The organism is Leucobacter chromiisoli (assembly GCF_016522505.1).
GTDB classification, from domain to species: Bacteria; Actinomycetota; Actinomycetes; order Actinomycetales; family Microbacteriaceae; genus Leucobacter; species Leucobacter chromiisoli.
In genome coordinates this window covers 230,561-251,208 of the sequence record NZ_JAEHOH010000006.1, presented here as the reverse complement: position 1 = coordinate 251,208, position 20,648 = coordinate 230,561, and the positions used below count along the sequence as shown (strand labels likewise).

Genomic DNA, 20,648 nt, shown 5'->3' with positions numbered 1-20,648 from the left:
CGGCCGGGGAATGCGAACGGGCCGAGGGGCGCGAACGGGCCGAGGGGCGGGCCCCGGTCGCCGGGCGGGAGCCGGCGCCGGCATCCAGCTCAGCGGCCGGAGATCGCGGTGAGCGCGGAGGTCGCGGGCGCCGAGACGGTGGCCCCGAGCGCCTCGGCGAACGCGTCGACGACCGAGGGATCCTCGATCGTGGCCGGCACCGCGTAGGGCTCGCCGTCGACGATCTGCCGCATCGTCTTGCGCAGGATCTTGCCCGAGCGGGTCTTCGGCAGGCGGTCGACGATCGTGACGTCCCTGAACGCCGCGACCGGGCCGATGTGCTCGCGCACGAGCGCCACCAGCTCCGCCGCGAGCGCCTGCCGGTCGACCGCGTCGCCGTGCTTGAGCGTGACGAAGCCGGCGGCCCGCTGACCCTTGAGGTCGTCGTGCACGCCGATGACCGCGCACTCCGCCACGGCCGCGTGCAGCGTCAGCACCTCCTCGAGCGACCCCGTGGAGAGGCGGTGGCCCGCCACGTTGATCACGTCGTCGGTGCGCCCCATCACGAACAGGTAGCCGTCCTCGTCGACGTGCCCGGCGTCTCCGGTGGCGTAGTAGCCGGGGAAGGCGGAGAGGTAGGAGTCGGCGAAGCGCTGCGGGCTGCCCCAGATCCCGAGCAGCGCGCCGGGCGGCAGCGGCAGGCGCAGCGCGATGTTGCCCTCCCGGCCGGGCTCGTCGATCTCGCGCCCGGCGGCGTCGAGGATGCGGACGTCGTAGCCCGGCATCGGCACGGCCGTCGACCCGGCCTTCACCGGCAGCCGCTCGATCCCGAGCGGGTTGGCGCAGATCGCCCAGCCGGTCTCGGTCTGCCACCAGTGGTCGATCACGGGGACGCCGAGGCGGTCGCCGGCCCACCGCTGGGTCTCGGGATCGAGCCGCTCCCCCGCGAGGAACACCGCGCGCAGGGACGACGGATCGTGCTCGGCGAACCGCTCGAGCGCGGGATCCTCCCGCCGGATCGCCCGCAGCGCGGTGGGCGCCGTGAAGAGCACCTTCGCCCCGGCGGCGGAGGCGACCCGCCAGAACGCACCCGGATCCGGGGTGCCGACGGGCTTGCCCTCGTAGAGCACGGTCGTGGCGCCGACGAGCAGCGGCCCGTAGACGATGAAGGAGTGACCGACGACCCAGCCGACGTCGGAGGCGGTGAACATGGTGTCGCCGGGGCCGATGCCGTAGATGCTGCGCATCGCCCAGCTGAGTGCGACGGCGTAGCCGCCGCTGTCGCGGACGACGCCCTTCGGGCTGCCCGTCGTGCCCGACGTGTAGAGCACGTAGAGCGGGTGATCGGAGGGCACCGCCAACGGCTCGGCGGGGGTCGCCGCCGACTCGACCAACGCCCAGTCGAGCCACGCGATCTCGGGGTCGTCGGCGTAGTCGCTCGCGCTGCCGGGCACCGCGGCCCGGTCGGCGACGACGACGCACTCGACCCCGCAGCCGGCGCCGGCGATGTCGAGCGCCCGGCGCAGCAGCGGCAGGTACTCGACGGCGCGCCCCGGCTCGAGGCCGCCGGAGGCCGTGACGACCGCCTTCGGCTTCGCGTCGGCGATGCGCACCGCGAGCTCGCTCGACGCGAAGCCGCCGAACACGACCGAGTGGATCGCGCCGATCCTGGCGCAGGCGAGCATCGCGACCACCGCCTCGGGGATCATCGGCAGGTACACGAGCACCCGGTCCCCGACGCCGACGCCGCGGTCCCGCAGCGCTCCCGCGAAGCGGGCCACCCGGTCGCGGAGCTCGCCGTAGGTGAGCGAGACGCGGGTCCCGGTCATCGCGGAGTCGTAGACGAGGGCGGGCTTCCGCCGCGGCCCGCCTCCACGTGCCGGTCCAGGGCGTTGCGGCTGACGTTCAGCTCTCCGTCGGGGAACCACCGCCACTCGGACTCGCCGCGCTCCTCGAGCGCGGTGGCCGGGGGTCTCGTCCAGTCGACGCTCTCCGCGGCTTCGAGCCAGAACGAGGCCGGATCCCGCGTGCTGCGGTCCCGGACGGATCGGTAGCCGGGCCCCGTCGGCCGGTGCTGCGCTGCGAGCATGTGTTCTCCTTCGAACCCCGCACGAGGTCGTCGTCGACCCGTGCCTCTCCCGTCGTTGATCGGTGCGCCATCACGATATATATTTGCGGGTACGTCCGAATACCCTCGAAAGTTGGTATCGCAGTGCAGCGATCAGACAGGCTGACGGAGCCGCAGCTCCTCGACCGGGCCGTGGCCGACTTCGGACGCGCCACGGGGTTCCCCGTCGTGTTCGCCGGCTACGGATCTCACGACGTCGCCACCATCACCTCGCTCTCGGGCACCCGCACCTCGAATCTCGAGGGGCTCGAGGTGCGGACCGGACGGGGCCTCGGCGGCAGGGCGATCGCCGAGCGCCGGCCGCGTCTCACCTCCGACTACGAGCGCTCCCTCCACATCACCCACGACTACGACCGGCAGGTGCTCAGCGAGGGCATCGTCGCACTCGTTGCCTTCCCCGTGATCGTCGACGGGCGGACGCGGGCCGTGCTCTACGGGGCCGCCCGGGGCCGCACCGCCCCGGCGGGCGCGCTCTCGGGGCCGGCCTGCGCGATCGTCGACGGGCTTGCGCGGGAGCTGCGGGTGCGCGACGAGGTCTCCCGCCGCACGGCGTCGCTGCTCGCCGAGAGCGCGCCGAGCGCCATCCCGGCGGGTGCGCTGGAGGAGCTGCGCGAGAGCTACGCCGAGCTGCGCAGCATCGCCTCCGGGGTCGCCGACCCCGAGCTGCGGGGGCGGCTCTCCGCGGTCGAGCGGCGGCTCGCGCAGCTCGGCCGCGCGGGCTCGCCCGAGGCGCGGGAGGTGCGGGAGGCGCCGGAGGTGCGCCTCTCGCCCCGCGAGGTGGACGTGCTCTCCTGCGCGGCCCTCGGCAGCACGAACGCGCGCATCGGCGCCCTCCTGGGTCTCACCGAGAGCACGGTCAAGAGCTACCTGAAGACCGCGATGACGAAGCTCGAGGCCCCCTCCCGCCACGCCGCGGTGTCGGCGGCGCGTCGCGCCGGCCTGATCCCCTAGGCCCGGCTCGTCACTCCCCGGAGGAGTGCGTCACCCGCGCCGCGAGCCGGTCCACCGCGCCGCGCAGGGCGCGATCCGGATCGACCCCGGCCGCGTTCGCCCGGGTCACGAGGTTCAGGATCGCGTCGCCGATCCCGACCTCCGCGATGCGCCGGGCGTCAGGTCCGAACGAGCCCGCCAGCGGATCCCCCTCGACCCCGACCGCGTCGTCCGGGTTGATCAGCTGGGCCCGCTTGAGCCGCTCGACCACCTTCGCGGCGCGGGCGAGCGTCGGCATGCCCTGCGGGATCCCGTCCAGCACCCCGCGGCTGCCCCGCTCCTCGCCGGCGGCGTCCTCCTTGAGTCGCTCCCACTCCGCGTGCAGCTCGTCGACAGTCATGTGACCGCGATCGCCGAAGACGTGGGGGTGACGGGCGATCAGCTTCTCGTTCAGCGCGTCGGCGACGGCGTCGAGCTCGTAGCCCTCGCCGTCGCGCTCGGCGATCGCGGCGTGGAAGAGCACCTGGTAGAGCACGTCGCCCAGCTCGCCCCGCACCTCCTCGGCGGGCAGTCCCCGCTCCACGGCGTCGATGAACTCGGCGGCCTCCTCGACGAGGAAGGGGGTGAGGCTCTCGTGCGTCTGCTCCTCGTGCCACGCGCACCCGCCGGGCGATACCAGCCGCCGCACGGTCTCGCGCAGGCGATCCATGGGCTCCCGCACGGTCGCCGATCCGTCCGCTGCTTCGTCGCTGGCCGCATCCATGATTTCAGCCTATCGTCGGGCGGCTGGAGAGTTCGCGAGCGTCGGTTCGGCCGATTAGACTGCCTGAGGCCGCACGGCCGGCGCCGCTTCCTCGACGGATGTCGCGCGCCTCACACTTCACGCAAGGGGAACACTCATGGAAAAGAAGGCACTGGTCCGCGTCGGCGGCCTGCTCGCGACCGTCACGCTGGCGCTCGGGATGACCGCGTGCTCCGGCGGGCAGAGCGTCGCCGAGGCCTGCAAGATCGCCGACGACGCGATGAACGACGTCACCAGCGAGGCGCAGGCCAACGCCAACGAGCTGATGCAGTCGATGACCGAGGAGGGTGGCGAGGTCGACTTCGCCGCCGCCTTCGAGCCCGTCACCGCCGGCCTCGAGAAGGCGCAGGAGGAGGTCACCAACGAGGAGGTCTCGGCGGCGCTCGACAAGTTCGCGACCGAGTACCAGGGCTTCGTCGAGATCATCTCGGGCTTCGAGATCCCCGACATGAGCAACATCGACTACAGCGACCCCAACGCGATGGCCGAGATCGAGGCCTTCCAGGCCGAGGCCCAGCAGCTCTCCACCGACATGCAGGAGCGGGCGACCTCCATGACGGAGGCCGGCAAGGAGATGCAGGAGCTCTGCAACGCGGGCTAGTCCCCGCACTCGGGATCCTCTCGGGATCCGCGTCCCCTCGGGGGCCGTTCTCCGGCCCGGCGGCTCAGCAGTCGCCGGGCCGGAGGCGTTCGAGGCGGAGCGCCGGTCGGGACGCGGCGGAGCCGCCCGTCCCCGGCCTCACTCCCCGCCCTGAGCCGCCGGCTCCTCCTCCAGCAGCGTGGCGAGCACACGCCCGGCCCAGGCCACGACGTCGCCGTCGGCCGCCGCGTCGGCTCCCCGCCGCGCGCCGACCCCGGCGAGCGGGCTGCGGGATCCCGCCCCCTTCTCCACCGCACCGGGCAGCGGCACCTGCAGCACCCCGGTCGACTCGGTGAAGCGGGCGCCCGGGTACATGCGGTTCATGCGCATCCTGCGCGAGCCCGACAGCTCGACGGGCTCCAGGCGCAGGGCGGCTCCCGCGGCGACGACCTTGGCGAGCCCCAGCCTCGCGGCGCGCCGGCGCAGCGCCGACACCGCCGCGAGCCGCCGCACCTCGACCGGCGGCTCCCCGTACCGGTCCATGAGCTCCTCGAGCACCAGCGCGACATGGTCCTCCGGCGCCTGGGGGTGGGAGGCGGCCGAGAACTTCTGGTAGGCCTCGAGTCGCAGCCGCTCGCTCTCCACGTACTCCTCGGGGATGTGCGCGTCGACGGGCAGTTCGAGCACCAGCTCGGAGGTCCCCGGCGTCTCCTCCCCCTTGAAGGTCGAGACGGCCTCGCCGATCATCCGCAGGTAGAGGTCGAAGCCGACGCCGGCGATGTGCCCGGACTGCTCGCCGCCGAGCAGATTGCCCGCCCCGCGCAGCTCGAGGTCCTTGAGGGCCACCTGCATGCCCGACCCCAGCTCGTTGTTCGTCGCCAGCGTCTCCAGCCGCTCGTGGGCGTGCTCGGTGAGCGGGCGGTCCGGGTCGTACAGGAAGTAGGCGTACGCGCGCTCGCGGCTGCGCCCGACCCGGCCGCGCAGCTGGTGCAGCTGGCTGAGCCCGTACTTGTCGGCGTTGTCGATGATGATCGTGTTCGCGTTCGCGATGTCGAGGCCGGTCTCGATGATCGTGGTCGAGACGAGCACGTCGAACCTGCGCTCCCAGAAGTCGACGACGACCTGCTCGAGCTGCGACTCGGAGAGCTTGCCGTGCGCCACCGCGATGCGCGCCTCCGGCACGAGCTCGGCGAGCTGCGCCGCGACCCTGGTGATCGACGACACGCGGTTGTGCACGAAGAACACCTGGCCCTCGCGCAGCATCTCCCGGCGGATCGCGGCCGCGATCTGCTTGTCGCTACGGGCCCCGACGAAGGTGAGGATCGGATGCCGGTCCTCGGGTGCGGTGGCGAGGGTCGACATCTCGCGGATGCCCGTCACCGCCATCTCGAGCGTTCGCGGGATCGGCGTCGCGCTCATGGCGAGGATGTCGACGTTCGTCTTCAGCTTCTTCAGCGCGTCCTTGTGCTCGACGCCGAAGCGCTGCTCCTCGTCGATGATGAGCAGGCCGAGATCCTTGTAGTTGATCTTCTCGGACAGCAGGCGGTGCGTGCCGATGACCACGTCGACCGTGCCCGCGGCGAGGCCGTCGATCGTGTCCTTCGCCTCCGCATCGCTCTGGAAGCGGCTGAGCGGCCGCAGGCGCACGGGGAAGCCCGCGAAGCGATCCTGGAAGGTCTCGTAGTGCTGGTTGACGAGCAGCGTCGTCGGCACCAGCATCGCGACCTGCTTGCCGTCCTGCACCGCCTTGAACGCCGCGCGCACCGCGATCTCGGTCTTGCCGAAGCCGACGTCGCCCGAGATGAGGCGGTCCATCGGGATCGGCCGCTCCATGTCGCGCTTCACCTCGTCGATCGTGGTGAGCTGGTCGACCGTCTCGGCGTAGGGGAAGGCCTCCTCGAGCTCGTGCTGCCAGGGCGTGTCCGGCGAGAAGGCGAAGCCCTTCGACGAGACGCGCGCCGAGTAGAGCTTCACGAGTTCGACGGCGATGTCGCGCACGGCCTTGCGGGCCTTCTTCTTCGCGTTCGCCCAGTCGCTGCCGCCCATCTTCGACAGCGCCGGCGCCTCGCCGCCCACGTAGCGCGACAGCTGGTCGAGCTGATCCGTCGGCACGTAGAGCTTGTCCTTCGGCATGCCCCGCTTCGAGGACGCGTACTCGAGCACCAGGTACTCGCGCATCGTCTTGCTCTTGCCCCCGCCCGGCCCGGTCGCGGGGCCCGTCGGCACCATGCGCTGGGTGAGCTCGACGAAGCGGCCGATGCCGTGCGTCTCGTGCACGACGTAATCGCCCTCGACGAGCTTCAGCGGGTCGACGACGTTCTTGCCGCGGCGCTTGGCGAGCTTCTGCCCGCTCGCGTTGCGGCTGCCGATCGAGCGGCCGAAGAACTCGGCTTCGCTCTCGAGGATCAGGCGCGCCTCCGCGCTCTCGAAGCCCGTCCACGCGGTTCCGGTGACGAGGTGCACGACCCCGCTCTCGAGTTCCGGGGGCAGCTCGTCGACGATGCGGGCGGCGACGCCGGCCTCCGCGAGCACGTCGCGAGCACGCTCGACGAGCCCGACGCCCTGCGCGGTGACGACCGCGCGCCAGCCCTCGGCCAGACGGTCGCGCAGGTGCCGGATCGCGGCGCCGGTCGGCTCCGTGCCCGGCGCCGGGCGCGCGACGGCCGCGCCGTGCACCGTGATCGCGGTCGCGGCCGCGTAGGCGGTCGCGGCCGCGTCGGCGGTCCGGTCGCCGGTGCTCCCGAGGGAGCGGTCTCCGTCCGCGTCCCCGCTCGGCGCGGGCTCCCCGGGATCCTCGCCCGGGACGAACACCGAGACGGTCCACCAGGGTCGGCCCGCCGCGCCCGCGCGCAGCTCGGCCACCGTCAGCATGCCGCTGTCGTCGGTCGGCACGGGCGCGTCGGCGCCCGCCGTCGCGGCGTGCCAGGCGGCCTCGAGGAACTCCCGGTTCGTCTCGGCGAGGCTCACGGCCCGGCCGGCGACGCGCTCGGGCGAGGCGACCACGACCGCCCCGCCCGCGGGGAGCAGGGCGGTGAGGGGCCGCAGCCCGGGCACGAGCTGCGGCAGCAGGCTCTCCATGCCCTCGACCGCGATGCCCTCGCCGATCTTCTCGAGCAGCGTGCTCAACGCCGGGAAGCGCGGCAGCAGGTCGATCGCCCGCTCCCGCACCTCGTCGGTCAGCAGCAGCTCGCGGGCGGGCCAGAGCTCGAGCCCGGGCAGCGGGTCGCCGGCGCTCCGCTGATCCGACACGGCGAAGCGCCGGATCTGGTCGACCTCGTCGCCGAAGAAGTCGACGCGCACCGCCTGCTCCGCGGTGGGCGGGAACACGTCGAGGATCCCGCCCCGCACGGCGAACTCGCCGCGGCGCGTCACCATGTCCACGCGCGTGTACGCCAGCTCCACGAGGCCCCGGGCGACCGCGTCCAGGCCGTCGGAGCGCTCGCCCGCGCGCAGCAGGATCGGTCGGGCGTTCACGGCGTGCGGCGAAACGGGCTGCAGCGCGGCGCGCACCGACGCGACGACGATCAGCGGAACGGATCCGTCGTGCTCGCGCAGCAGGCGCAGCGCCTCCGCTCGGCGGCCCACCGTCTCGGCGCTCGGGCTGAGCCGCTCGTGGGGCAGCGTCTCCCACGCCGGGAACTCGGTCGTCACCGCGTCGGGCACCAGGGAGCCGAGCGCGCTCCGCAGGGCGTCGGCCTCGCGGCTGGTCGCGGCGATCACGAGCAGCGCACCGGTGTCCCCCGCCTCGCGGCGCCTGCGGATCAGCCCGGCGATCAGCGGCGCCCGCAGCCCCTCCGGGACGGCGAACTCCGCGTCGATCCCGCTGGCGTCGAGGGCCCGCGAGAACGACTCGGAGCGCTCGAGCAGGAGGTCGATTCCGGCGAGGCTCACTGGGCGGCCCTCCCGTGGTAGCGCTGCTGAGCGTCGAGCAGGCCCCGCTCGACGAGGAGCTCGACGGCGTCGGCCGCGTCCTCGATCAGCACCGCGACCGCGTCACGCTCGGAGGACGCGAAGGGCCGCAGCACGTAGTCGGCGGGATCCTGACGCCCCGGAGGGCGGCCGATGCCGACCCGCACCCGCAGGAACTCGGGGGTGCCCAGCGCCTTCGCGATGTCGCGCAGGCCGTTGTGGCCGCCGTGCCCCCCGCCGATCTTCAGCTTGATCGAGTCGAAGGGGAGGTCGAGCTCGTCGTGGATCACGACGATCCGCTCGGGCGGGATGCCGAAGTACTGGGCGAGCCCCGACACGGGGCCGCCCGAGGTGTTCATGAAGCTGTTCGGCTTCGCGACGATGAGCTTCGGACCGCCGGGCGCGGTGCGCCCCTCGGCCACCCGCGCGTTCGCCCGGTGCGACCCGAAGCGGCCGCCGACGCGGTCCGCGAGCACGTCGGCGACCATCTGGCCGACGTTGTGCCGGGTCGCCTCGTACTTCGCCCCCGGATTGCCGAGGCCCACGATGAGCCAGCCGTCGTTCGACACGCCGTCCTCACTCTCCCGTCGCTTGCGTCCGATCCCGAACACCGCTTCCACCCCCACCCCGTCGCCGAAACACAGCGGGCCCGCCGAATTCGCTGTGAACTCGACGGGCCCGTGAGAAGAACGCTACTCGGCCGCCTCGGCGGTCTCCGCGGCCTCGTCCTCGTCGCCTGCCGCACCGCGGGGCACGACGATGTGGACGACGAGCTGCTCGGGATCGTCGAGCAGCGTCGCTCCCGAGGGCAGCGCGATGGCGCCGGCGAGGATCTGGGTGCCCTCCTCCAGGCCCTCGACGTCGATCTCGACCGTCTCGGGGATGCTGGTGGCCGGAACGTTCAGGCGGAGGGTGTTCAGCTCCTGCAGCGCGTTGGTGCCCGAGAACGGGGTGCCGACGATGTGCAGCGGCACCTCGACCTCGACCGCCTCGCCCTTCTTGACGACGACCAGGTCGACGTGCTCGATGATCTGGCGCACCGGATCGCGCTGGACGTCCTTCACCAGCACGAGCTGCGGCTTGCCGGCGATGTCGAGCTCGATCAGCGCGTTGGCGTGGCGGACGATCAGGCTCAGCGGGTGGGTCTCGACCGCGATGTGCACGGGGTCGGTGCCGTGGCCGTACACCACGGCGGGGGTGCTGCCGGCGGCGCGCAGCTTGCGCGCGGCGCCCTTGCCGAAGCTCTCGCGGACGGTGGCGACCAGGGAGTTGGTCTCGCTCATCGTGTTCTTCTCCTTGCGGGCTCTCGCCCAAACGGGGCGGGTCTCGCCCGCCGGGATTGGTAGTGTCTCGCCGAATTCGCGCAGCAAGATGGCCCGCTATGGGAGTCCGTCCGCGTCGATCACGGATGCTCGCGCATCCCTCGCCGAAGTACAGCCACCCATCTTACATGACCGCCGCGCCTCGGAGCACCAGCGCGGATCGGAGCACCAGCGCGGATCGGAACGCCGTCGCGGATCCTCGCGCATCGTTCCGGCGTGGAGGCGCGGAGGAGGATAAGCTGAGACAGTTCACGCATCACGATGGACGATCTGTTTTCACCCGTACGGCGCATGCACCGTCAACGCATGCCGCGGAAGGAGCCACGCGAGATGACAACCACACCCTCAGCGAATGTAGGCGTGGTCGGCCTAGCGGTCATGGGCGCCAACCTGGCCCGCAACCTGGCGAGCCGCGAGGGCAACCGCGTCGCCGTGTTCAACCGCTCCCCCGAGCGCACCCGCGCCCTCGTCGAGGCCCATCCCGAGGCCGGTTTCGTCCCCGCCGAGGACGTCGCGGAGTTCGCGGCGAGCCTCAGCCGCCCCCGCACCGCCATCATCATGGTGCAGGCCGGCCAGGCCACCGACGCGGTGATCCAGGATCTCGCCTCGGTCTTCGAGCCCGGCGACATCATCATCGACGGCGGCAACGCCCAGTACACCGACACGATCCGCCGCGAGCACGACATGCGCCAGCGCGGGCTGCACTTCGTCGGCGCCGGCATCTCCGGCGGCGAGGAGGGCGCGCTCAACGGACCGAGCATCATGCCCGGCGGATCCGCCGAGTCCTACGAGACGGTCGGCCCGATCTTCGAGTCGATCGCGGCCCGCGCCGAGGACGGCGAGCCCTGCGTCACGCACGTGGGCACCGACGGCGCCGGCCACTTCGTCAAGATGGTGCACAACGGCATCGAGTACGCCGACATGCAGCTCATCGCCGAGAGCTACGACCTGCTGCGCCGGGTCGCCGACCTCTCCCCCGAGGAGATCGCCGACGTGTTCGCGAAGTGGAACGAGGGCGAGCTCGAGAGCTACCTCATCGAGATCACGGCCGAGGTGCTGCGCCACGTCGACGAGCGCACCGGCCGCCCCTTCGTCGACATCGTGCTCGACCAGGCCGGCCAGAAGGGCACCGGCAACTGGACCGTGCAGGCCGCGCTCGGCCTCGGCACCCCCATCAGCGGCATCGCCGAGGCCGTGTTCGCCCGCGGGCTCTCCTCGCACCCCGAGCAGCGGCTCGCCGGCGCCCGCCTCGAGGGCCCGAGCGCGAAGATCGACCTCGAGGACCGCGACGCCTTCGTGGAAGACGTGCGCCAGGCGCTCTACGCCTCGAAGATCGTGGCCTACTCGCAGGGCTTCGACGTGATCCGGGCGGCGGCGAGGCAGTACGGCTGGAAGATCGACTCCGGCGCCGTCGCGAAGATCTGGCGCGCCGGCTGCATTATCCGGGCCCGCTTCCTCGGCCGGATCTCGGAGGCCTACGGCGCCGACGCCGATCTCGTGTCGCTCATCACCGCGCCGTTCTTCGCCGACGCGACGGGGCGCGCTCAGGCATCCTGGCGCCGCGTCGTGGCCACGGCGGCGACCTCGGGCGTGCCCGCCCCCGGGTTCGCCTCGTCGCTGGCGTACTACGACGGCCTGCGCGCCTCCCGCCTTCCCGCCGCCCTCATCCAGGCGCAGCGCGACTTCTTCGGGGCGCACACCTACCGGCGCGTCGACGGTCCGGGCGTCTTCCACACCGAGTGGTCCGGCGACCGCAGCGAGACCAGGATGGGCGACTGACCGAGCGGTCCGCGCGCAACGGTGAAGGGCCGGAACTCCAGTGGAGTTCCGGCCCTTCGCCGTTGATGCGTTCTTCCTACGCCGCCCCCGGATCTGGGACCTTGCCCTCGGTGCCGGGTTGGGGTCGTTACGCCGCCACCCCGCGCTCCGCTCCGTGGGCTGCCGCCGTGGGCGGCACCGCGGCCTGGCGGAACGCTCCGCGTCCCGCTATCAGGCAGCGCCCTCGAACATGGAGGTGACCGATCCGTCCTCGAAGACCTCGTGGATCGCCTGCGCGAGCAGGGGCGCGATCGACAGCACGGTGAGCTTGTCGAACTGCTTGTCCTCGGTCAGGGGCAGCGTGTCGGTGACGACCACCTGGTCGATGAAATCGGCGGAGAGGTGCTCGATCGCGCGCCCGGAGAAGATCGCGTGCGTGCAGGCGATCGTCACCCCCTTCGCGCCGGCGGCCTTGAGCGCCTCGGCCGCCTTCGAGATCGTGCCGCCCGTGTCGATCATGTCGTCGACGAGCAGGCACCAGCGGTCCTTCACGTCGCCCACGATCTCGTGCACCGACACCTGGTTCGCCACCATGGGGTCGCGGCGCTTGTGGATGATCGCGAGAGGCGCGTCGAGCTTGTCGCTCCAGATGTCGGCGACGCGCACCCGGCCCATGTCGGGCGAGACGACCGTGAGGTCGTCCCGGTTCAGCGTCCGCCTGAAGTGGTCGAGCAGCACCGGCATCGCGAAGAGGTGGTCGACGGGGCCGTCGAAGAAGCCCTGGATCTGGGCCGCGTGCAGGTCGATCGTCATGATCCGGTTGGCGCCGGCGGCCTTGAAGAGGTCGGCGACGAGGCGCGCCGAGATCGGCTCGCGTCCGCGCCCCTTCTTGTCCTGGCGGGAGTAGGGGTAGAAGGGGGCGACGACGGTGATCCGCTTGGCCGAGGCGCGCTTGAGCGCGTCGACCATGATCAGCTGCTCCATCAGCCACTCGTTGATGGGGTGGGTGTGCGACTGGATGACGAAGGCGTCGCAGCCACGAACGCTCTCGTCGAACCGGGCGTAGATCTCGCCGTTGGCGAAGGTGCGCGCGTCGGTCGGAACGAGCTCCGCCCCCAGTTCCGCCGCGACGCGCTCCGCGAGTTCCGGGTGTGCCCGCCCGGAGATGAGGACCAGCTTCTTCTGGCCGGCCGTCTCAATCGCGCTCATGTTTACTTGTCCCCGCTTTTCTCCGCCGCGTGGGCGGTGTTCGTGCCCGGCCGGTTCTCGGCAACCCAGCCTTCGATGTTGCGCTGAGGCGCCACGTTGAGCGCGAGCGCCCCCGAGGGGACGTTCTTGCGCACCACGGTTCCCGCAGCAGTGTAGACGCCGTCTTCAATGGTAACCGGGGCGATCAGCACGTTCTTCGACCCGATCCGCACCGCGTCGCCGACGACGACCTGGTGCTTCCGCACGCCGTCGTAGTTCGCGAAGATCGTACCCGCGCCGATGTTCGTGTCGACGCCGATGGTGGCGTCCCCCACGTAGCTGAGGTGGGGGACCTTGCTGCCGTCGCCGATCTTCGCGTTCTTCGTCTCGACGAACGCGCCGATCTTGCCGGCCTCCCCGAGTTCGGTGCCCGGTCGGATGTAGGAGAAGGGCCCGACCGTCGCGCGCGGCGCGATCACGGCCAGTGTCGCTTCGCTGCGCCGGATCTCCGCGCCCTCTCCGACCTCGCAGTCGGTGAGGGTGGTGTCGGGGCCGATCTTCGCGCCGGCCGCGATGCTCGTCGCCCCGTGCAGGAACGTGCCGGACAGGATCTCGGCGTCGGCCTCGATGGCGACGTCGGCGTCGATCCAGGTGGTCGCGGGATCCTGGATGGTGACGCCCGCCCGCTGATGCGCGCGCACGATGCGTCGGTTGAGCTCGCGGCCGGCGTCGGAGAGCTGGGCGCGGTCGTTGACGCCCGCGATCAGCCAGGGGTCGTCGGTGGCGACGGCCTCGACGGCGCCCCCCGCGGCGAGGATGCGGGTGGCCGCGTCCGTGAGGTACTTCTCCCCCTGCGCGTTGTCGGTGCCGATCTGCGAGAGCGCCTGCTCCAGGGCCCGTCGGGCGAAGACGTAGATGCCGCCGTTGATCTCGGTGATCCGGCGCTGCGCCTCGTCGGCGTCCTTCTCCTCGACGATGCCCGTCACGGATCCCGAGCCGTCGCGGAGGATGCGGCCGAGACCCGTCGGGTTCTCGAAGATCGCCGAGAGCAGCGTCATGGCGCGGGCGCCCTCGAGATGCCCGCGGACGAGACGGTCGAGCGTGGCCGAGTCGATGAGGGGCACGTCGCCCGAGAGCACGACGACCGAGCCGTCGAAGTCGGCCGGCAGCGCCTCGAGCGCCTGCTCGACCGCGCGCCCGGTGCCGGGCACCGCGTCCTGGTCGACGATCACCGTGTCGGGGGCGTGATCGAGGATCGCGCCCGACACCCGCTCGCGCTCGTGCCGGACGACCGCGACGACGCGGTCGGGATGCAGGCCCGCCGCGGTGTCGAGCACGTGGGCGATCAGCGAGCGCCCGCCGATCCGGTGCAGCACCTTGGGGAGCGAGGACTTCATCCGCGTTCCCTGGCCCGCTGCGAGAATGACGACCGCCAAGGATCTCTCTGCCATGTGTATTCCTTCCGGTAGCGAGCCGCTCCCGATCCGTGGAGAGGCTGCACTTCGCTGTTCGCACCCGCGAGAGCGCACTGCGGAGCTGCTCCGCGAAGCGTCGCCTCGCGGAACAGCTCCGCCCCTAGGATTCGAACCTAGACCTAACAGCTCCAAAGGCTGCCGTGCTGCCATTACACCAAGGCGGATCGTGCCCTTCAGCACGCGTAACAGTCTGCCAGATGTTCGGCACCCGGCCGACACCGTCCGCGGCCTCCGGGGCACCGGGGAACGGCGCTCCCCGAGAGACCCCTCGTCCCCGTCCCCGCCCCGCCCGAACGCGGTTCCGGCGACGATCATTGCGGGTGTTCTCCCCGCTCGGGCCCGATAATGGGAGCATGAAGCAGCAGGATGAGGTGGACCGGATTCTCGCCGACTGGTCCGCGGCCCGACCCGATCTCGATCTCGCGCCGCTCGCCGTCTTCTCGCGGATGACGCGGATCACGAAGGCGCTCGACCGGGCCAGGGCGCAGGCGTTCGAGCGCTCCGGGCTCGCGTCCTGGGAGTTCGACGTGCTGGCGGTGCTCCGCCGCGGCGGGGCGCCGTTCCGGCAGAGTCCCAAGATCCTGGTGCAGCAGACGATGGTCTCGAGCGGCACGATGACGAACCGCATCGACCGCATGGCGCAGCGGGGCCTCGTGCGCAGGCTGACCGACCCCAACGACGGCCGCGGCGTGCTCGTGGAGATGACGGCGCAGGGTCAGACGCTCGTCGACGCCGCCATGACACGCCTGAGCGACGCCGAGGAGCTGCTGCTCGGCGGCGTTCCCCGCGCGGAGCGCGAGCGGCTCGCGACGCTGCTGCGCAGGCTCGCGCTCAGCGTGCAGCACTTCGGCCCGATCGCGGCCGGCGACGAGCCCGGGCCCGCCGCGTAGGCTCCCGGGCTCCGCGCAGGCCGGCGTCGAGCGCCTGCGGAGCTCAGGACCCGGCCGGGGCGTCCTCGGGGAGCGCGGGGGTCGATCCGGGCGCGCGGCGCATCGTGCCCTCGGCGCCGGCCTCGAATGCCGCGGCGTAGCCGAGGAGCGCGGGGTCCGAGTAGCCGGCTCCCGCGAAGGTGAGGCCGACCGGCATGCCGATGTCGCTCATCACGCCCATCGCGACCGTCACGGTCGGGATCCCGAGGTGGCGCAGCGCGTAGTTGCCGTTCGAGAAGAACACCCCGTTCTCCCACGCGCGATCGGCCGCGGCCGGCTCGCGCTCGGCGTCCTCCGTGGCCACGTCGGCGTTCGCGGGGAACACGACGCCGTCGAGGCCGCGCTCGGCGAGCCAGCTCTCGAACAGATCCTCTCGCAGGCGGATCAGGGCGCGGAGGCCCTCGGCGAAGTCGGGACGGTCGCGCGGGTCGGAGATCCCGGAGCGCGCCATCGCGACCGTCGCGCGGTAGCGGTTCTCGTAGTCCTCGACCTCCTCGTAGCGATCCGGCAGGGTGCCGGGCGGCTGCGGGAAGATGGCGTCGGGGTCCACCTCGGCGAGGGTCGGGACCTCGGGATCTCCGTTCGCCCTGAGGAAGTCATCCCAGCCGTAGGCCAGGAAGTGGCTGAACTCGGTGTCCATCCACCCGTCGGGCAGCACGCCGAGCGCGCCCACGTTCTCCTGACCGGGGCGATCGCCCTCGTAGCGCTCGATGAGCGGGAAGTCCGTCTCGATGACCTCTGCGCCGAGCGACTCGATGCGATCCTTCGCCCGCTCCCAGAGCTCGAGCACCGAGGGGCGCACGTCGATCGGGAAGCTCGGATCCTTCCCCAGGTACATCCGCGGAACCGCGAACCGCTTGCCCCGCAGCGCGTTGGCGTCGCGGAGGTCGAGGTACGAGGCGGGGCGGTGCTCGCCGGGCGTCGGCAGCTCGACGACCCGCTGATCGCGCCAGAAGTCGCCGCGGGTCACCGGGTCGTCCTGCACGAGCACGTCGAGCAGGCGCAGCAGGTCGGGCATCGAGCGAGTGTGCGGAACGACGACGTCGCGTGCGGGGAACAGCGGCCAGTTGCCGCGGATCGAGAGGATCCCCCAGCTCGGGGTGTAGGCGCAGAGGCCGTTGTTGGAGGCCGGGCTGCGCCCCGAGGAGACGGTCTCCTCTCCCATGCCGAACACGGCGAGGTTCGCCGCGGTCGAGACGCCCGAGCCGTTCGAGGACCCGGAGGCGTAGGCCGCGGGCAGGTAGCGGCGATTGTAGGGGCTCTCGGCCCGCCCGTAGATGCCGCGCTGCATGCCGCCGTCGGCCATGGGCGGCATGTTGGTCTTGCCGATGAGCACGGCGCCGGCCTCGCGCAGCTTCGCGACCGAGAACGCGTCCCACTGGGCGACGAGGTGCTCGAAGGCGGGCGAACCGGAGGCGACGGTGAGGCCCTGCACCATGTAGGAGTCCTTCACCGTGAAGGGCACCCCCTCGAGCGGCCGCGGCTCGCCCGCGCGCCAGCGCCTGTCCGACTCGGCCGCGTCGTCGAGCGCGCCCGGGTTCACGACGACGACGGAGTTCAGCCCGTCGGCGCCGCGATCGTAGGTCTCGATGCGCGCGAGGTAGCGCTGCGTGAGCCAGGTGCTCGTGATCTCGCCGCGGCGCATCGCCTCGAGCACGTCCTCGATGCCCGCCTCGATGAGGGTGAACTTCGCCTCGCCCATGCGCTTCCTCGTTCCTCTTCGGCGCGGTATCCTGAAAATAGTTTCAGTTCTGCGCCGCTCGCTGTCAAGTGCGGCGCCACGGGGAGAGGGGCGGACATGGCGGAGGACGGCCGGGAGCGGATCCTCGCGGCGTGCGCCCGGATCATCGCCAGCTCCGGTCTCGCCGGATTCCGGATGAGCGAGGTCGCCCGTGAAGCCGGGGTGTCCATCGGCCTGCTCGCCTATCACTTCGGCGATCGCGACGGCCTGCTGCAGGCCGCGCTCGACGAGGTGAACGCGAGCGCCGCCCGTCGCGCCGAGGTGCAGCCTGACGCCCGGACGCCCGCGGAACGGCTCGCCGCGCTCCTCTGCTCCGAGTTCGGCGAGGAGCCGGGGATCCGCGAGGGGTCCACGACCTGGAACGAGCTGCGCTCCGCCGCCGTGTTCGACGCGGAGCGCGCCGCGGCCGTCAGCCGATCGACCGCCGACTGGCAGCGCCGGGCGCGGGAGCTGCTCGCGGAGGCCGATCCGGAGGGCGACGCCGAGGCCGGCGCCCTCATGCTGACCGCGCTGGTCGAGGGGCTCTCGGGGCGCTGGCTCACGGGGCAGATCGACGCGGCCCGCGCGCAGTCCGCGGTGCGCGCGGCGATCGCCGCCCTGATGCCCTGATGCGCCGATGCGCTGATGCCCGACGCGCCGATGCTCTGCGCAGACGGGACGGGCGCAGGGCAGCCGCCGCCCGCCGAGGAGGTCGGGTCTACGCCGCCCTGGCGTTCGCGATGAAGCGCTCGATCAGCTCGACCGACTTCACTCCGGGGGCCGACTCGACGCCGCTCGACACGTCGACGCCCCACGGGCGGACCGTCGCGATCGCCTCGGCCACGTTGTCGGGGTCCAGGCCGCCGGCGAGCAGCCACCGCTCGCCCAGCTCGAGCCCCCGCAGCCCCGTGATGTCCCACCGCTCGCCGGAGCCGGCGCGCGCGCCGTCGAGCAGCAGGAGCTCCTCGCCCCAGTCCCCCGCGCGCACCTCGGGGTCCCTCGCGAGAGAGGTCGCCCGCCAGATCCGCGGGAACGCCTTGCGCGCCTCGGCGAAGTCCTCGCGCCCGTAGGGGCCGTGCATCTGCAGCACGTCGACGCCGAGGCGCGCGGCGGCGAGCGCGGCCTCGCGGGCCGGGACGTCGTGCACCACGAGCACCTTCTCGGCGCGGTCCCCCACCGCCTCGACGATCGACGCGACGGTGCCGGGGTCGATCCGGCGCACGCTCGTGCGACTCATCACCATGCCGATCGCGTCCGCGCCGAGCCCGACGGCGGTCTCCGCCGTCTCGGGTGCGGTGAGACCGCAGATCTTGACGAACATGCGGGCCACTCTACCGCGGCCCGCTCGGCGTCAACCGAGACTCAGGCGACCCATAGGATGGGATCCGCGGCGCGGACGACGAGGTGCGCGCCGGAAACGAGTCCCACCTCACACCCGCGGGAGACCCATGTCCGAGAGCTTCGCAGTCCCAGGCATTCGCAGCGACGACCTGTCACTGCCCGAGCCGACGCCGGAGCACTTCCGGTGGTCCCTCCTGCACCACCTGCAGTACACCGTCGGCAAGAGCCCGGAGCACGCCTCGAAGTTCGACTGGCGCATGGCGCTGTCGCACGCGATCCGCGACCGCGCGGTCAACCCGTGGTTCGCCTCGACGCGACGCACCTGGGCGGAGGATCGCAAACGCGTCTACTACCTGTCGATGGAGTTCCTCATCGGCCGCCTGCTCGAGGATCTCGCCATCAACCTCGGGCTGCGCGACGTCGTGGTCGAGGTGCTGGACGGCTTCGGCCTGAGCTTCGCCGACATCGCGGAGGACGAGCCCGACGCGGCGCTCGGCAACGGCGGCCTCGGCCGGCTGGCCGCCTGCTACCTGGAGTCCATGGCCACCGTCGGCTGCCCCGCCTACGGCTACGGGCTGCGCTACGAGCACGGCCTCTTCGAGCAGCGCTTCGAGCACGGCCGCCAGATCGAGACCCCTGAGAACTGGCTGGCCGAGGGGACCCCCTGGGACTTCACCCGGCCCGAGTCGGCGTACCAGGTCGGATTCGGCGGCGAGGTGGCGGAGGAGGACGGCCATCAGCTGTGGCGCCCCCGCTCCCGGGTGCTCGCCGCGGCGCACGACACGCCGGTCGTGGGCTACGGCGGGCGCTGGGCGAACACGCTGCGCCTCTGGGCGGCGATGCCGAACGCCGACCTCTTCGACCTGGCCCGCTTCAACTCGGGCGAGTTCGCCGCGGCCTCCGAGCCGGAGGCGCTGGCCCGGAGCCTCAGTCGCGTGCTCTACCCCAACGACACCACCGAGGGCGGCAAGGAGCTGCGACTCTCCCAGGAGTACTTCCTGACCTCCGCCTCGGTGCAGGACATCCTCCGCCGCTACCTCGCCGCGCACGACGATCTGACCCGGCTGCCCGAGTACGTCGCGATCCAGATGAACGACACGCACCCGGCGATCGCCGGGCCGGAGCTCATCCGCCTGCTCGTCGACGAGCACGGATTCGGCTTCGACGCCGCCGTCGACGTCGCCACGCGTGTGCTGGGCTACACGAACCACACCCTGCTGCCGGAGGCGCTGGAGCGGTGGACGGTCGATCTCATGCGCAAGGTGCTGCCGCGCCACCTCCAGATCATCGAGAGGCTCGACACCCAGTTCGTCGAGCTGCAGGGATCCCGTCCCGACCCCGTGCGGCTCATCGGCGGCGACCAGGTCAACATGGGCGATCTGGCGTTCGCCACCAGCCACCGGGTCAACGGCGTGTCGGCCCTGCACTCGGAGCTGGTCAGGAAGGACCTGTTCCCGGTGCACGACGAGCTGCACCCGGACCGGATCGTCAACATCACGAACGGCATCACGCCCAGGCGCTGGCTGAGGCTGGCCAATCCCCACCTCTCTCGACTGATCACCGACACGATCGGCGAGGGCTGGGAGACCGACCTCGAGCGGCTGCGCGGCCTCGAGCAGCACGCCGACGATCCGGCCTTCCAGGCGGCGTTCGGCCGGACGAAGCACCTGGCGAAGGAGGGCTTCGCCGGCTGGCTCGCCGACGAGCACGGCATCGAGCTGCCGACGAACGCGCTCTTCGACGCGCAGGTGAAGCGTCTCCACGAGTACAAGCGCCAGCTGCTGAACATCCTCTGGACCATCGCCCACTGGCAGCGGATCAAGCGGGATCCGGGCGCCGGGTGGGTGCCGAGGGTGAAGATCTTCGGGGGCAAGGCGGCGCCGAGCTATCACACGGCGAAGGACATCATCCGGCTCATCAACGACGTCGGCCAGGTCGTCAACAACGATCCCGAGACCCGCGACCTGCTGCGCGTGGTCTACCCGCCGAACTACGGCGTCTCGATGGCCGAGAAGCTCATCCCGGCCGCCGACCTGTCGGAGCAGATCTCGACCGCCGGCATGGAGGCCTCGGGAACGGGCAACATGAAGTTCGCGCTCAACGGCGCGCTCACCATCGGCACGCTCGACGGTGCGAACATCGAGATCCGCGAGCAGGTCGGGCCGGAGAACTTCTTCCTCTTCGGTCTGACCGCCGACGAGGTCGCGGCGCGCCGAGCGGAGCCGGACCACGCCCGAGCGGCGATCGAGCGGAGCCAGCCGCTGCAGGATGTGCTGCAGGCGATCGCGGAGGGCACGTTCAGCCCCGATGAGACGCACCGCTACGGCGGACTGCTCGACCTGATGTGGAACAGCGACTGGTTCCTCGTGGCCTCCGACTTCGACGCGTACGACGCGGCCCAGGGCGAGGTCGAGCGGGCGTACCGCGATCCGCAGCACTGGCAGCGCATGGCGATCCTCAACGTCGCGCGGATGGGCTACTTCAGCTCCGACCGGTCGATCCGCGAGTACATGAGCGAGATCTGGGACATCGCCCCCGCGCTCTGATCCGCCGGCGCGCCCGGTCTCCGGTGGTCATCGGCCCTTCG

Annotated in this window: 14 protein-coding genes, 1 tRNA gene and 1 pseudogene; 6 read left to right on the top strand and 10 right to left on the bottom strand. The window is 71.9% G+C overall.

The features are described from left to right. Positions 1–89: 89 nt before the first annotated feature. Positions 90–2,068 (bottom strand): annotated as a pseudogene (locus JD276_RS05520) (AMP-binding protein). A 123-nt stretch (positions 2,069–2,191) separates the two neighbouring features. On the opposite strand from JD276_RS05520, the gene JD276_RS05515 reads away from it, so the two are divergent. Continuing rightward, the gene (locus JD276_RS05515; RefSeq protein WP_307866471.1) at positions 2,192–3,058 is read left to right on the top strand and encodes a LuxR C-terminal-related transcriptional regulator; all 867 of its coding nucleotides are present in this window, start codon (positions 2,192–2,194) and stop codon (positions 3,056–3,058) included. Positions 3,059–3,068: 10 nt separating this feature from the next. On the opposite strand, the gene JD276_RS05510 is transcribed toward JD276_RS05515, so the two are convergent. Next, the gene (locus JD276_RS05510; protein WP_200114662.1) at positions 3,069–3,800 is read right to left on the bottom strand and encodes a MazG nucleotide pyrophosphohydrolase domain-containing protein; all 732 of its coding nucleotides are present in this window, start codon (positions 3,798–3,800) and stop codon (positions 3,069–3,071) included. A 136-nt stretch (positions 3,801–3,936) separates the two neighbouring features. Between JD276_RS05510 and JD276_RS05505 the strand changes: the two genes are divergently transcribed. Continuing rightward, a complete protein-coding gene (locus JD276_RS05505) occupies positions 3,937–4,440 on the top strand; it encodes a hypothetical protein (protein ID WP_200114660.1) in 504 nt (167 codons plus the stop codon). A 138-nt stretch (positions 4,441–4,578) separates the two neighbouring features. Here the strand turns inward: JD276_RS05505 and mfd are convergent, their stop codons facing one another. From mfd to JD276_RS05490, 3 genes are all read right to left on the bottom strand, one after another. Beyond that, positions 4,579–8,310, bottom strand: coding sequence for a transcription-repair coupling factor (mfd, locus tag JD276_RS05500; RefSeq protein ID WP_200114658.1), 3,732 nt, complete (start codon positions 8,308–8,310; stop codon positions 4,579–4,581). Further along, positions 8,307–8,897, bottom strand: coding sequence for an aminoacyl-tRNA hydrolase (gene pth / locus JD276_RS05495; protein WP_200114656.1), 591 nt, complete (start codon positions 8,895–8,897; stop codon positions 8,307–8,309). The genes mfd and pth overlap by 4 nt, the downstream gene beginning before the upstream one ends. A gap of 123 nt (positions 8,898–9,020) precedes the next feature. Further along, positions 9,021–9,611, bottom strand: coding sequence for a 50S ribosomal protein L25/general stress protein Ctc (locus tag JD276_RS05490; protein WP_200114654.1), 591 nt, complete (start codon positions 9,609–9,611; stop codon positions 9,021–9,023). Positions 9,612–9,980: 369 nt separating this feature from the next. Between JD276_RS05490 and gnd the strand changes: the two genes are divergently transcribed. Continuing rightward, positions 9,981–11,429 carry an NADP-dependent phosphogluconate dehydrogenase gene (gene gnd, locus JD276_RS05485; RefSeq protein ID WP_233615344.1) on the top strand — a complete coding sequence of 483 codons (1,449 nt, stop codon included), beginning with the start codon at positions 9,981–9,983 and terminating at the stop codon, positions 11,427–11,429. A 210-nt stretch (positions 11,430–11,639) separates the two neighbouring features. On the opposite strand, the gene JD276_RS05480 is transcribed toward gnd, so the two are convergent. The 3 genes from JD276_RS05480 to JD276_RS05470 all read right to left on the bottom strand — a co-directional run bounded on the left by JD276_RS05480 (position 11,640) and on the right by JD276_RS05470 (position 14,235). After that, a complete protein-coding gene (locus JD276_RS05480; protein ID WP_200114650.1) occupies positions 11,640–12,617 on the bottom strand; it encodes a ribose-phosphate diphosphokinase in 978 nt (325 codons plus the stop codon). A 2-nt stretch (positions 12,618–12,619) separates the two neighbouring features. Beyond that, the gene (glmU, locus tag JD276_RS05475) at positions 12,620–14,047 is read right to left on the bottom strand and encodes a bifunctional UDP-N-acetylglucosamine diphosphorylase/glucosamine-1-phosphate N-acetyltransferase GlmU (RefSeq protein WP_200114648.1); all 1,428 of its coding nucleotides are present in this window, start codon (positions 14,045–14,047) and stop codon (positions 12,620–12,622) included. Between the two features lie 116 nt (positions 14,048–14,163). Next, a tRNA-Gln gene (locus JD276_RS05470) sits at positions 14,164–14,235 on the bottom strand. 189 nt (positions 14,236–14,424) lie between these two features. On the opposite strand from JD276_RS05470, the gene JD276_RS05465 reads away from it, so the two are divergent. Continuing rightward, positions 14,425–14,961 (top strand): MarR family winged helix-turn-helix transcriptional regulator, encoded by a 537-nt coding sequence (locus JD276_RS05465; protein WP_200114646.1) that lies wholly within the window; start codon positions 14,425–14,427, stop codon positions 14,959–14,961. 43 nt (positions 14,962–15,004) lie between these two features. On the opposite strand, the gene JD276_RS05460 is transcribed toward JD276_RS05465, so the two are convergent. Then, a complete protein-coding gene (locus tag JD276_RS05460; RefSeq protein ID WP_200114640.1) occupies positions 15,005–16,702 on the bottom strand; it encodes an amidase in 1,698 nt (565 codons plus the stop codon). 96 nt (positions 16,703–16,798) lie between these two features. On the opposite strand from JD276_RS05460, the gene JD276_RS05455 reads away from it, so the two are divergent. Then, positions 16,799–17,350, top strand: coding sequence for a TetR/AcrR family transcriptional regulator (locus tag JD276_RS05455; RefSeq protein ID WP_200114639.1), 552 nt, complete (start codon positions 16,799–16,801; stop codon positions 17,348–17,350). A gap of 88 nt (positions 17,351–17,438) precedes the next feature. Here JD276_RS05455 and JD276_RS05450 read toward each other — a convergent pair whose 3' ends face one another. Beyond that, the gene (locus tag JD276_RS05450; protein ID WP_200114632.1) at positions 17,439–18,041 is read right to left on the bottom strand and encodes a phosphoribosylanthranilate isomerase; all 603 of its coding nucleotides are present in this window, start codon (positions 18,039–18,041) and stop codon (positions 17,439–17,441) included. 127 nt (positions 18,042–18,168) lie between these two features. Between JD276_RS05450 and JD276_RS05445 the strand changes: the two genes are divergently transcribed. Further along, positions 18,169–20,607 carry a glycogen/starch/alpha-glucan phosphorylase gene (locus JD276_RS05445; protein WP_200114630.1) on the top strand — a complete coding sequence of 813 codons (2,439 nt, stop codon included), beginning with the start codon at positions 18,169–18,171 and terminating at the stop codon, positions 20,605–20,607. Positions 20,608–20,648: the final 41 nt, after the last annotated feature.